This is a genomic window from Tritonibacter mobilis F1926 (assembly GCF_000376545.2).
Lineage (GTDB): Bacteria > Pseudomonadota > Alphaproteobacteria > Rhodobacterales > Rhodobacteraceae > Epibacterium > Epibacterium mobile.
The window spans coordinates 352047-364895 of sequence record NZ_CP015231.1; the positions used below are offsets into that span (position 1 = coordinate 352047).

A 12849-nucleotide genomic window follows, 5' to 3' on the forward strand; every position below is an offset into this window, starting at 1 on the left:
ACGCGGTCATAGCCAGCCTTTCCATCGGAAGAAGAGAAGCGTGCCGAGCGCAGAGAACCCCATCAATCCGGTGGCGATCAGCCAGCCGAAATCAGAGTGCAGCCCCGGCAGAAATTCGAAGTTCATGCCATAGACAGATGCCACCAGCGTCGGCGGCAGAAAGATCACGGCCACCACGGAGACAATGCGCCCCGTGATACCCTGTTCGAGCGTGACCATGCCGAGGATCACATCGGTGAGATGCGAGATCCGACCGGAGAGAAAATCCGCATGCACCAAAAGCGCCTGAATGTCGCGGCCTGTCGCCTGAGTGAAACCGCGTAGATCCTTGGCATCATGGGTGACACCAAAGGTCGACAGCGCCCGGTCAAGCGTCAGCAAGCACTGGCGGTACTTTGCCAGCATCTCACCCGCACGCCCCACATCGCGCAGCATCGCCTCAAGCGCATCACCCCAGACGCCCTTGTCGTCAAAGAGCTTGGCCGCGCGTTCGTCCAGCTCGCGCCCGACCCCCTCAAGAAGGTCGGCCATCCGGGCGACGATCTCTTCCATCAGAGTGAGGAAAAGATGCGGCACCGTTTTGCAGCCCGCATTGCTGCCCTCCGCATGGGCGGGGAGCGTCTCAAACGGGCGTGGCGCGTGGTAGCGCACCGTGACCAGACGATCCGGCCCCAAGAGACAGGCCACCGGGCCAAAGGTGCGGTTTTTCTCCGGGTCCAACCCCGGCAGGGACACGGTCAGCACATCCACTTTGCCCGCCCGATAGAACCTGTTGGAGACCTCGATCTCCTCCATATCCGCAAGGGTCGGAACGCTGAAACCCAGCGCCTCCACCCGTGCCACCTGTTCCGGCTGGGGCCGGTAGAGATCGACCCAGTGGGCCGTCTCCAGCGGGGCATCATCTGCCAGCCGGGTCAGGGTTGCGTTATCCATCGAGTAGGCAAAGAGCATGTTCACACCTGCAGCACTGAAGAGACCAGAAGCTGAGTATAGGCATGTTGTGGATCATCAAGCACCTGATCCGTGAGACCCGTTTCCACGACGTGGCCCGATTTCATAACCATCAGGCGATCCGCCAGCAGACGCACCACAGCGAGGTCATGGGTGACGATAATCGCCGAGAGGCCCATTTCGCGCACCAAGCCGCGCAGCAGGTCCAAAAGCCGCGCCTGTACCGACACATCAAGGCCGCCGGTGGGTTCATCCATGAACACCAGACGCGGGCCAGTGACGAGGTTGCGGGCAATCTGCAAGCGTTGCTGCATACCGCCCGAGAAGGCCGTGGGGCGATCATCCACTCGGCTCTCGTCGATCTCCACGCGGTCGAGCCAATCGACGGCACGATCGCGGATGTTGCCATAGTGGCGGTCGCCGACGGCCATCAGCCGCTCACCGATGTTACCACCGGCAGAAACCGACATGCGCAAGCCGTCGCGGGCATGCTGGTGCACAAAGGCCCAGTCGGTGCGGCCAAGCATGCGGCGCTCGGGTTCCGACATGGTGAGCGTATCAACAGGACCACGGTCGCGAGTGTCAAAGATCACCTCGCCGCCGTCCGTGTCCAGATGACCTGCAAGGCAGTTCAGCAATGTGGATTTGCCGGAACCGGACTCGCCCACGATGCCCATGACTTCGCCCGGATAAAGGTCAAAGGAGACATCCGTACAGCCGATGCGATGGCCATACATCTTTTTGATATTATTGACTTTCAGAAGGGGATGCATCACGCGGCCTCCGGTCCGGTGGTGAGAGGAGCGTCCTGGCCCAGACGGCCCACATGGCCCGCCTCACGCCGAGAGCGGCAATAATCGGTGTCGGAGCAGACGAACATCCGCCCGCCCTGATCGTCGAGGATCACCTCGTCGAGATAGCTGTCCTCTGCGGCGCAGAGATCACAGGGGTGGTCGGCCTTGGTGGCCTCGAACGGGTAGTCCTCAAAATCGAGAGAGACCACTTTGGTGTAGGGCGGAACCGCGTAAATACGCTGCTCCCGCCCTGCACCAAAGAGCTGGATCGCGGCCATTTCCATCTTGGGGTTGTCGAACTTCGGAATGGGAGACGGATCCATCACGTAGCGCCCCTCCACCTTCACCGGATAGGCGTAGGCGGTGGCAATGGCGCCATGTTGGCTGATGTCTTCATAGAGTTTCACATGCATGAGGCCGTATTCCTCAAGCGCGTGCATCTTGCGGGTCTCGGTCTCGCGCGGCTCCAAAAAGCGCAGCGGCTCCGGGATCGGCACCTGATAGACGATGATCTGATCCTCGCGCAGATCGGCCTCCGGGATGCGGTGGCGGGTCTGGATGATCGAGGCTTTTTCGGTTTCCTCGGTGGTGGCGACACCTGCGGTGCGTTCAAAGAACTTACGTATGGAGACCGCGTTGGTGGTGTCATCTGCGCCCTGATCGATCACCTTAAAGGTGTCATCCGGCGTCAGCGCCGCGGCAGAGACCTGCACGCCGCCGGTGCCCCAGCCATAGGGCATCGGCATCTCGCGACTGGCAAAGGGCACCTGATAACCGGGGATGGCGAGACCCTTGAGGATCGCGCGACGGATCATCCGCTTGGTCTGCTCGTCGAGGTAGGCAAAGTTGTAGTCAGACATATCGAGTCCTTTCGGTCGCTCGAAGGGATCGGGAATGGGTGAACACGGGTGCGGCTCTCACGCCCGGGGCGCTTGCGGCCCGGGCTGCGCCTGCCTGCCCCCCGGCAGGCGCATGCGCGCCCGCCCAGGCAGTCGCTGCCCTCATGATGGAGTGCTTCATTCCGCCGCCTCCCGCGTTTGCTCCGCTGCGGCACGCGCGGCCTCGGCCTCGCGGCGCAGCTTGCGCACCAGTTCGAGTTCGGACTGGAAATCGACGTAGTGCGGCAGCTTGATATGTTCGAGAAAGCCGGTTGCCTGAATGTTGTCGCAATGGCTGAGGACAAATTCCTCATCCTGCGCGGCGGCCCCCAGGTTATCCTCGCCGAGTTCTTTCCAGCGCAGCGCGCGATCCACCAGTGCCATGGAGATCGCCTTGCGCTCTGTCTGGCCAAACACCAGACCATAGCCGCGAGTGAACTGTGGCGGCTCGGTCTTGGAGCCTTTGAACTGGTTCACAGTCTCGCATTCCGTCAGTTCTACCTCGCCGATTTCAATGGCAAATCCCAGCTCGGGGATGTCCATTTCCACCGCGACGGTGCCGATGCGCAGCTCGCCCACAAAGGCGTGATTGCGCGCATAGCCGCGCTGGGTGGAATAGGCCATGCCCAGCACAAAACCCTCGTCACCCCGCGTGAGCGTTTGCAACCGGGTGGGACGATCCGCCGGAAAGGACATCGGCTCGCGGGTGATGTCCTTAGGGGTTACATCCGACTCTTCCTCGGTCTGGATGATGTCCTCACCGCGCAGGAAGGATGTCACATGCGGTGTCGGCTCGCGACGCGGCTCCGCAGCAGGAGCCTCGGGCACCTCGCCTTCGGCGGCGAGCTTGAAATCCAGCAAACGGTGCGTGTAGTCGAATGTCGGCCCCAGCACCTGCCCGCCCGGCACATCCTTGAAGGTCGCGGAAATCCGGCGGTCGCAGGTCATGTCCGCGGTTTCTACCGGACGCGAGTTGCCAAAACGTGGCAGCGTGGTGCGGTAGGCACGGATCAGAAAGATCGCCTCGATCAGATCGCCCCGCGACTGTTTGATCGCCAGTGCGGCCAGATCGGGATCATAGAGCGAACCTTCGGCCATCACCCGGTTCACCGCCAGTTTCAGCTGCTCGCGGATCTGCGCCAGCGTCATCTCTGCGATGCTTTGATCGCCCCGGCGTTCTTCGGCAAGCCACGCATGCGCGTTGTCGATGGCGCGCTCACCGCCTTTTACGGCTACATACATCTGCTTAGCCCTCCGCTTGGATCTGGGTCGAGCGCGGCAGCGCCGACACTTCCGACCCGCAGGTGAAGAACAGATCCACCCCAAGCGGGTAGAGCATTGAATTGCGCTGCATCAGCGCCACATCGGGCAGGTTCATCCGCACGGTGTCCTTGATGCCCGGACCGGTGAGCGTGGCATTGGGGGCGGCAAATTCCGCCAGTTCCACCACCAGCGTGGCGGAGCGGTCCGGGTACTCCGAGGTGCCGATGCGGTATTGGTCGATGGGCATCAGCGCTTCCCAGCCCCCCACGGCAAAATCGGCCTCCGCTGCGAGTACAATCGGCGCGCCGGTGTGGAAGGTGATCCAGCCGCGCAAGGCAGAGCTGTCTACATCCGACGCGAGATAGATGCCGGTTTCAGGGTCGCAAAGCGTCAGGATGAGGCTCGCCGCCGCGATGCTCAGCCCATCAGGCGCCACAGCACCCGTGATTTCGCGGATCTCGCCCGGACGTGCCATCACGTCCATCGCAGCGCGAAAGCCATGGGCCGAAGCCACCGCCGGGTCGGCAAAGCCGCCCGTGTAGATATTGGTCTGCGTCATCAGTCCTCTCCTCGCACCATGGTGAAGAAATCGACCTTGGTGGCGGCTGCCTTGGCGGCGCGGGCATCGCGGGCCGCGTCACGCTCAGTGCGCAGGGGGGTCAGGATCTTATCCTCGACCTCTGCCGCAGCCTCTGTTTGCATCATCGCGTCGAGCTTTGCGGCCAGTTCCGCCTGCCGTTTGCTGCGGCCCTGCACGTACCCATGCCCCACCGCGCCGGACGCCAGTTTCAACGTGCATCGGGTGACGGTCATCTCACCGAGGTTAAAGGGCGCGCCGGTGCCCCCTGCCCGGCCCCGCACCATCACGCCACCGGTTTCCGGCGCGCGCAGGGTGTCATGGTCGGGGCTGTCGTCCAGCTTGTCGAAGAGCGCGGCAAGCCGGGCCTCGGGCGCGGTGGACAGCAGGCTCATCCAAGCCTTGCGTGCCTCCGGCGTGATTTCTTGTGTCATGTCTGGTGTCGCCTCTTGGCAGATTTGTCTACATGTCCTATACAACTAGACAAATAATACATGAGTCGGCTCAAGGAACGCAAGCCGCTCTCTCGTGAAGGTTTCGTGACAGAGGATTGAACATGGCCAAATCCGCCACCCGCACACCGGTCTGGAAGTCGATCGCGATCACTTTGATCGATGACATTGCGCAGGGCCGTTATGAGACGGGAACAAAACTGCCAGCCGAAGCGCAACTCGCCGAACGCTTTGGTGTCAACCGTCACACCGTGCGGCGCGCATTGGCGGATATGGCGGAACAGGGGCTGGTGCATGCACGCCGTGGTGCGGGCGTGTTTGTCGCGGCAAAGCCCACTGATTATCCGGTGGGAAAGCGCATCCGTTTTCACCAGAACATTCGTCGCGCAGGACGCGTGCCGAGCAAGAAAGTCCTGCGCCTGGAGGTGCTTGCAGCAGATGCCCGCGAGGCGGATGCGCTGGATCTGGACCCCGGCGATCCGGTGGTGGTCTATGAGGGGCTGTCTTATGCGGACGATCACCCCGTGGCGCTGGCGCGTACGGTGTTTCCGGCAGAACGGCTACCCGGCATCCTCGACGCGCTGGAGACACATGAGTCGATTACGGCTGCGCTGAACGCCTGCGGGGTGGAGGACTACACCCGCCGGGAAACCCGGATCACCGCCAAGCTCGCCACCGCGACGCAAGCGCTGCACCTGCGCACATCAGAAGGCGCGCCCATCCTGCGCACCACCGGCATCTCGGATGATGCGGGCGGCACACCGATCGAATTTGGCCGCACCTGGTTTGCGGGCGACCGGGTCACCCTCACCGTCGGTGACGATTGAACAAACAAGGGGGCACTCCCGCCCGTCGCTGGATCGCGGATGCGATCCGCTCCCGTTGGGGGTGGCGCCGCCGGTGTACCGGCGGCGCGCCGCGCGTCCCCGAAGGGGACGCGCGGCCGGGCCCAACTCCGCCAAGGGGTTTTGGCCTTTTAAGGCCAAGGCACCTGCGGAGGCGGGAGTACCCCCCTTATGGCGCACACCCCTTATTTCATTCGTATTTCTCCAAAAACTCTTCCGCCTTTAGATTGCGAAAATCCACAAGCCTCTCGCGCAACACCGCGTGATCCCAATCCCACCAGGCAAGTGCCATCATCCGGTCCGCGACCTGCTCCGAATACCGCCGACGGATCAGCTTGGCGGTGTTTCCCCCCACGATGGTGTAGGGTGCCACATCCTTCGTCACCACAGCCCCGGAGGCCACCACCGCCCCATGGCCAATCGTGACCTCTGGCTTGATCAGCGCCCCATGGCCGATCCACGTGTCATGCCCGATCACGGCGCGGCGGCTCTTGCGGTGCTGAAACCAATCCGCGTCATCCTCGGCATCTTCCCAATAACTCGCGGAGCGATAGAGGAAATGGTGCAATGAGGCCTTCTCCATCGGATGATCCGTTGCCCCAATCCGCACGGAACTGGCGATATTGGCGAATTTTCCGATCTCGGCATTGGCGATGTCGCACATCCGGTCGCAATAGCTGTAGTCACCAAAATGACTGTTGGCGACCCGGGTGTCGGCCCCGATCTCAACCCAAGCCCGAAAGGTGCTATTGGTCAGGCTACACCCGGCGTGCACAAGCGGTTCGGTGGCGGAAAGTCTGGGCATCTGGGCACCTGTCGAAATTCAATATACAACTAGACTTATACTATCATCGCGAATGTCAGAGGGCCACCGGAAACACCACGAACCGGATACAAAAAGACCCCTCTCAAGGCAGCGAAAGGGGTCTTTTGACAGAGGCATCGGTATCGGCGGTACGCCTTTAGTGGCCGCCCTCGTCCCCGCTGATCAGACGCTTGCGCAGCCAGCCGGAGAACCAGTCCATGAACATCACCATGACGATGATCAGCACGATATAATAGGAGACCTCTTCCCAGTCCTTCTGGGTGATGATCGCCTGCGTCAGCAACAGACCGATACCGCCGCCGGTGATCGCCCCGATGATGGTGGCCGACCGCGTATTGGACTCGAGGAAATACAACAACTGCGACAGCAGAACCGGCGTGATCTGCGGGATCACCCCAAAGCGGTAGCGCTGGATCGGCTTGGCACCGGTGGAGGACACCCCTTCGATCTGCTTCTCATCGACGTTTTCCAGCGCCTCGGAGAAGATCTTCCCAAAGGTGCCGGTATCCGTGATCAGGATCGCCAGCGCCCCGGTCAGGGGACCGGGCCCAAAGGCGCGGGCCAGAACCACGGTCCAGATGAGCGAATCCACACCGCGGACAAAGTCAAAGAACCGCCGCGCCGCAAAGCGGATCGCAAGGATCGGCATGAAGTTACGCGTCCCGAGGAAGGCCAGCGGTAGCGCCACCAGACCCGCACCAAAGGTGCCGAGGAAGGCCATCAAAATGGTCTCTCCAATGGCCCATGCCACATCACCGTGGCGCCACATCTTGTTGTTCCAGAAGTCATTCCAGATCGCCCCGGCCTCGCCAGACACTGCACGGCCCGCCAGTTCAAACGGGTTCAGACCGTGATATGGGCTGTCGAGCGTAAAGAAGAACAGCTCCCAGCCATAGAAATAGCGGAAAACCTCGGCACGGTTGCGGGTCACTGTCAGGCGGCCTGCGTCGGTGGTAATCGCCAGACGGTTTTTCGACAGGTTGATCCATTCAGGCACGTCACCTTCGGGCAGGACGGTCTGTACGCCCTGGCTGCGTGTTGGCGTGGCGGTGACCAGACCGTAGCCCGGAATATCATATTCGATGGATTCAGGACCAAAGCGCACAACATGACCACCGGTCAGATCGATCACCGTTGTGGACCCCGGGGTGACCCATTCGGGGCTCATGCCCTCGGGGTATTCGCCTTTGCGCTCCCCCTCGACCGCATAGGTCACATCGCCCGTGCGATTGTCGCGGGTCACATGGGTTTTATAGCTATAGGTGTCAGACACCAGCGTGCGCGCATTGTCCATTGACGCGCGTTCCCACAGGCCCGGCACGTCAAAGGCAAAGAACACATAGGTCAGATAGGCCAGGATCATAGCGGGAATGCCGAAGTTCATCAGCCGTTTCTTGAAAAACAGCTTGTCCATCTGCCCTTTGAGCGGCGCGGTGTTGAGGTCCATGGTGGTCATGTCTCAGGCCCCTTTCCGGTTGCCGTGGGTCAGACGGTCGCGCAGCGCGCCAGAGATCTGGTCCACCACCACAATGGTCACAAACAGCAGAATGAAGATCGCCGCCGCCTCGTCATATTTGCCCTGACCCCAGGACATGGAGTTCTTGAGCTCATACCCGATGCCGCCCGCACCGACAAAACCGAGGATCGCAGAGGCGCGAATGTTGATTTCAAATCGCAACAGCGCATAGGACACATAGTTCGGCCCCACCTGCGGGATCACCCCGAGCCACATGCGTTGTGCCCAAGAAGCACCGGTGGAATTCAGCCCCTCGACAGGTTTGAGCGAGGCGTTTTCATTGACCTCGGAGAACAGCTTGCCCAAGGCACCCGCTGTGTGGATCGCAATGGCGATCATCGCAGGCACCGGGCCACCGCCCAGTAAGAAAATCAGCACCAAGGCGATCACGATTTCAGGGATCGCGCGACAAATGTCCATCACCCGACGAAACACCGGTATCAATGCGGGCCAGGGGGCCATGCCGCGGGTCGACAAGAGTGACAGGAGCGTGCCGAAAATCGCGCCGATCAACGTCGCGGCACCGGCGATGTTCAGAGTCTCGACCAAGGCCGGGAAGAAATGGACCACATGGGAGGGCAGCTCGGCCACCTTTTCCCCCGCCTCAGAGAGCACTTCTGCGGGGTAGTCAAAGATGCGCTGATACCCATCAGCAAAAGAGCCAGCATTGCGGTCATCGGCGGTGCGGAACCCTGCCATCATCAGCGCGACGAACAGAGCCAGCAAAACCCCGCCATAGATGCGCTTGCGGCGGGTGAGATCGGCGTATTGCGCCTGAATCTCAGCCACCGATCCGGGGGCCTGAGCGGTCAGATCAGCCATTGAATTCTTCCTGAGTCATTGGGAGTGGCCAGCGGCAGAAAATACATTGCGGGCCACGAAAGCGGGGTCCGGACCTTGGCCCGAACCCCGCGAAGACGTAAACGCGCGCTTAGTTGGATTTCAGCTTGCGCGCTTCGATGATGACTTCATAAGCCTCATGCGTGATCGGCTGGAAGCCTTTGGAGTCGCCCGCTGCAACAGAGTAGTAGCAGTCGTAATCCATCGCCGGCATGGAGGCCATCAGCGCGGTCATCTTGACCTTGACGTCCTCGGGCAGGGCTTTGCGCAGAACAACCGGGCCTTCGGGGATCGGCTTGGACTGCCAGATCTGGACCAGATCGTTCATGTCGATGAGACCTGCATCAACCGCCTTGCGCAGCGCGCCGGAGTTGTAGCCATCTTCCCAGTTGCCCAGACCGTCGGCCCAGGTCACGCCAGCGTCGATGTCGCCGTTTGCAACCGCGACGATGGTCTGCTCGTGACCGCCGGTGAATTTCACCTCACCAAAATACTCGCCCGACTGCATGGTGGAACCAGTTTGCTGCGGGATCTCGATGGAGGGGATCAGGAAGCCGGAGGTGGAGTTCGGATCACCAAAACCAAAGACCTTGCCTTTGACGTCCTCAAGCGCGTTGATGCCGCTGTCTTTGCGAGCAAAACCAACAGAGTAGTAGCCATAGCCGCCATCGACGTTGACCTTGACCAGAACCGGCTCAACCGCTTCGGGGTCGGAGAGATAGGTCTTTGCGTAACCGGATGCGCCCAGCCATGCCATGTCGATGGTGCCGCCCAGCAGACCCTGGATCACGCCGTTGTAGTCGGCAGGGGCGAACAGCTTGGTTTCAACACCCAGCAGCTCTTCGGTCTTGGCGCGCAGGCACTCGTTGGAGTTCAGACGGTCCTGAGCGTTTTCGCCGCCGAGGATGCCGATGCGGAATTCAGAGATTTCTTCTGCCATGACCGGGGTGGTCAGGGCGGTGGTGGCCAGTGCGGCAAGGATCAGTTTTTTCATCGTGGAACACTCCGGTTGTTGGTTGGCCCGAGACCACACCGGCCCCGAGGTGATGAAAGGGGTCAGGATCAGACGTAGGCCTCTGCCGTGCGTACGGCTTGGGTCTTGTCGAGCGTCTCAATTTCAGTGGAGGTGGCGGCCTCAGAAAAATCCGCGCCAGCGCCATAGATTTCGCGAGCAACGCCGGTGGTCAGCTGCTCTGGCAGGCCGTCAAAGACGATACGCCCATCGCGCATGCCCACCACTCGGTCACAATAGCGGCGCGCGGTGTCCAGCGTGTGCAGGTTGGCGATAACGGTGCGGCCGTCTTCTTCGTGGATGCGGCGCAGGGCCTCCATCACGGTTTGTGCATTCATCGGGTCGAGCGAGGCAATCGGCTCGTCGGCGAGGATGATCTTGGGGTCCTGCATCAGCGCGCGGGCAATCGCTACACGCTGCTGTTGACCACCCGAGAGGGCCTCGGCCCGTTTGGGCGCATGTTCGGCGATACCCAGACGATCCAGAATCTCGATCGCCTTGTGAATGTCTGCCATCGGATAAAGGTTGAACATGGTCGCCAGCGTCGAGCGCCGATTGAGCGTACCGTGCAGGACGTTGGAGACCACATCCATACGTGGCACCAGATTGAACTGCTGAAAGATCATCGCGCATTCGGACTGCCATGCGCGTTTGTCTTTGCCCTTCAGGGTGGTGATTTCGCGGCCCTCAAAGCTGATCGAGCCCTCAGAGGCATCGCCCAGACGGTTGATCATCCGCAGCAAGGTGGATTTACCTGCGCCGGAACGTCCGATGATGCCCAGCATGCAGGGTTTGTCGATATCAAGCGTCGCGGCTTCTACAGCCGTTTTGTCGCCGAATCTCTTGGTCAGTTTATTGATGCGCAGCACTTGGCGGCCCCCTTTGGTTCCGCGATGGCTTACGCATTTCGCTCAAATCATTTGTGTCGAACGTGTAAAACTTTTGTAAACGGCCCCGAATTCAACGGGGCTGCTTTGGCATAGCCTTAAATCTGGGCAGATCTCGCGCGTTCTTGGTGTGATGCGGAGCCTAGATGCGCGCTCAGGTAGTCCAACATCACCCTGAGCCGGGTCGGCATATAGGTGCGACTGGGATAAAGCGCCCATGCGCCGCTTTCAAACCCGGTGGCGCTGACCTGCCAGTCTGGAAACAAGGGAACCAAGCGCCCATGCGCCAGATCATCCGCAACCAGCCAATCTGCAAGTAAAGTCGGCCCCAGCCCGACCCGCGCCGCCTGTCGCAGCGCCAATGGGCTTGTGATCACCACTTTGCCGGTGACGGGCACTGTTTCCTCTTGTCCGCTGGGGCTGCAAAAACGCCATGTGCCGTCGAACCCGCGCAACGGCATGCGCAGGCAGTCATGGCCGTTCAGGGCCGCCGGCGACGGCAGATGCCCTGCGCGCGCCAGATAGTCCGGCGATGCACAGACCAGATATCGGGTACACCGCAGATGGGTGCTGACCAAATCGCCCTGCGGCGCAGGTGCAAGACGAATAGCCAGATCGATCCCCTCGGCCAGCAGGTCCAGATAGGTATCGGTAAAGATAAGCTCCAGCTCAATTTCCGGGTAACGGCTGCGAAACTCGGGCAACAAAGGCACCAAACATTCCTGCCCCCATGCCACGGAGGCTGTGATCCTCAATTTACCGGTGGGTGCGCGCCGGGCAGAGCGCGCCTCTTCCGCGGCAAGGTCCAGTTCTTCCACCAGCGGCGCAATCCGGTCCAGATATCCGCGCCCCACACCCGTCACCGCAAGCCTGCGCGTGCTGCGCTCAAAAAGTCGCACGCCGAGACGCGCCTCTGCCGTCGCCACCACACGCGAAATGGCTGAAGGGTCCTGATCCAGAGCACGCGCTGCAGCGGCAAAGCTGCCAAGACGCGCGACCGTCAGAAGGGTTTTAAGTTGCGAGATATCCATTCATGCGAATTTCGCATCAAGGTCACGATGAAACAAGCATTTCGACGCGAATTCAGCAGCAATAAGATATGAGCGACTTTGACATACCGCAGGAGCCTCTCCCCGATGACCGACATGACTGGAAAAACTGTCATAATCACCGGGGCCAGCCGTGGCATCGGGGCGGCAGCGGCAGAAGCCTTTGCAGTCGCGGGCGCAAATGTGGTGCTGGCCGCGCGCAGCCAAGATGAGATCGCTGCGATTGCGGCAGATATCACCGCTGCGGGTGGCAACGCGCTGGCCTTGCGCTGTGATGTGGCCGACTGGGATGCGGTTGCAGCCTTGGTAGCTCAGGCAGAAGAGGCCTTTGGACCGACCGATCTATTGATCAACAATGCAGGCCTCATCGACCCAATCGCGCGCCTTAGCGACAGCGATGTCGAAGGCTGGAACAAGGTGATCGATGTGAACGTCAAAGGCGTTTACCACGGCTTGCGCGCGGTGCTGCCGGGGATGCAGGCACGCGGCAAGGGCACCGTCATAAACATCTCATCTGGCGCGGCGACCAGCGTGCTTGAAGGCTGGAGCCACTATTGCGCCTCCAAAGCGGCGGTGCTGTCACTCACCCGCTGCGCTCATGAAGAATATGGCGCGCAGGGCCTACGCATTATGGGGCTTAGCCCCGGTACGGTCGCAACCGCGTTGCAAACCAGCATCCGTGCATCGGGCATCAATCCAGTATCGCAGCTGGATCCCGCCGTGCACATCCCCGCCGAGTGGGTCGCAAAAGCGCTGGTCTGGTTGGCGGGTCCCGGCGGAGACGACTGGGTTGGACAGGATTTCGCCCTCAAAAGTGATGAGGCGCGGGAAAAGGTCGGGCTGCCGCCAGTCTCCGGCTGAGCGGCGCGTCCGGGCGGATGCTGGCGGGTATTATCGAGGGCACCCGTCAGCACCCGCGTCGGCGAGCAGTCATATTCGGCGTCCAGTCATATCTAGAA

General features: G+C 61.2%; 14 protein-coding genes. 2 read left to right on the forward strand and 12 right to left on the reverse strand.

Annotated features, from left to right (window positions below; genetic code table 11):
* Positions 1-6: 6 nt before the first annotated feature.
* The 6 genes from K529_RS17130 to phnG form a co-directional block, all read right to left on the reverse strand.
* Positions 7-951, reverse strand: coding sequence for a magnesium transporter CorA family protein (locus K529_RS17130; RefSeq protein ID WP_005669181.1), 945 nt, complete (start codon positions 949-951; stop codon positions 7-9).
* Between the two features lie 2 nt (positions 952-953).
* Positions 954-1724, reverse strand: coding sequence for a phosphonate C-P lyase system protein PhnK (gene phnK, locus K529_RS17135; protein WP_005669184.1), 771 nt, complete (start codon positions 1722-1724; stop codon positions 954-956).
* Entirely contained in the window at positions 1724-2605 is an 882-nt protein-coding gene (locus K529_RS17140; protein ID WP_005669187.1) for an alpha-D-ribose 1-methylphosphonate 5-phosphate C-P-lyase PhnJ, read from the reverse strand. Before K529_RS17140 ends, phnK begins: the two co-directional genes overlap by 1 nt.
* A 156-nt stretch (positions 2606-2761) precedes the next feature.
* Positions 2762-3865 (reverse strand): carbon-phosphorus lyase complex subunit PhnI, encoded by a 1104-nt coding sequence (locus tag K529_RS17145; RefSeq protein WP_046002704.1) that lies wholly within the window; start codon positions 3863-3865, stop codon positions 2762-2764.
* A 4-nt stretch (positions 3866-3869) separates the two neighbouring features.
* Positions 3870-4445 (reverse strand): phosphonate C-P lyase system protein PhnH, encoded by a 576-nt coding sequence (phnH, locus tag K529_RS17150; RefSeq protein ID WP_046002703.1) that lies wholly within the window; start codon positions 4443-4445, stop codon positions 3870-3872.
* Positions 4445-4897 (reverse strand): phosphonate C-P lyase system protein PhnG, encoded by a 453-nt coding sequence (gene phnG / locus K529_RS17155; protein ID WP_046002702.1) that lies wholly within the window; start codon positions 4895-4897, stop codon positions 4445-4447. Before phnG ends, phnH begins: the two co-directional genes overlap by 1 nt.
* 122 nt (positions 4898-5019) lie before the next feature.
* Here phnG and phnF point away from each other — a divergent pair, with 122 nt between their 5' ends.
* Positions 5020-5742 carry a phosphonate metabolism transcriptional regulator PhnF gene (gene phnF, locus K529_RS17160; protein WP_046002701.1) on the forward strand — a complete coding sequence of 241 codons (723 nt, stop codon included), beginning with the start codon at positions 5020-5022 and terminating at the stop codon, positions 5740-5742.
* 208 nt (positions 5743-5950) lie between these two features.
* Here phnF and K529_RS17165 read toward each other — a convergent pair whose 3' ends face one another.
* The 6 genes from K529_RS17165 to K529_RS17190 all read right to left on the reverse strand — a co-directional run bounded on the left by K529_RS17165 (position 5951) and on the right by K529_RS17190 (position 11872).
* Positions 5951-6565: an LbetaH domain-containing protein gene (locus K529_RS17165; RefSeq protein ID WP_005612276.1), complete on the reverse strand. Its 615-nt coding sequence runs from the start codon at positions 6563-6565 to the stop codon at positions 5951-5953.
* A gap of 157 nt (positions 6566-6722) precedes the next feature.
* The gene (gene phnE / locus K529_RS17170) at positions 6723-8042 is read right to left on the reverse strand and encodes a phosphonate ABC transporter, permease protein PhnE (RefSeq protein WP_005612274.1); all 1320 of its coding nucleotides are present in this window, start codon (positions 8040-8042) and stop codon (positions 6723-6725) included.
* 3 nt (positions 8043-8045) lie between these two features.
* Positions 8046-8924, reverse strand: a complete 879-nt coding sequence (gene phnE / locus K529_RS17175) for a phosphonate ABC transporter, permease protein PhnE (protein ID WP_005612271.1) — start codon at positions 8922-8924, stop codon at positions 8046-8048.
* A gap of 109 nt (positions 8925-9033) precedes the next feature.
* A complete protein-coding gene (gene phnD, locus K529_RS17180) occupies positions 9034-9936 on the reverse strand; it encodes a phosphonate ABC transporter substrate-binding protein (protein ID WP_005612268.1) in 903 nt (300 codons plus the stop codon).
* A gap of 68 nt (positions 9937-10004) precedes the next feature.
* Positions 10005-10823 carry a phosphonate ABC transporter ATP-binding protein gene (phnC, locus tag K529_RS17185; RefSeq protein ID WP_005612266.1) on the reverse strand — a complete coding sequence of 273 codons (819 nt, stop codon included), beginning with the start codon at positions 10821-10823 and terminating at the stop codon, positions 10005-10007.
* Between the two features lie 116 nt (positions 10824-10939).
* Positions 10940-11872 (reverse strand): LysR family transcriptional regulator, encoded by a 933-nt coding sequence (locus tag K529_RS17190; protein ID WP_046002779.1) that lies wholly within the window; start codon positions 11870-11872, stop codon positions 10940-10942.
* A gap of 105 nt (positions 11873-11977) precedes the next feature.
* On the opposite strand from K529_RS17190, the gene K529_RS17195 reads away from it, so the two are divergent.
* Entirely contained in the window at positions 11978-12751 is a 774-nt protein-coding gene (locus K529_RS17195) for an SDR family oxidoreductase (protein ID WP_046002780.1), read from the forward strand.
* Positions 12752-12849 lie beyond the last annotated feature (98 nt).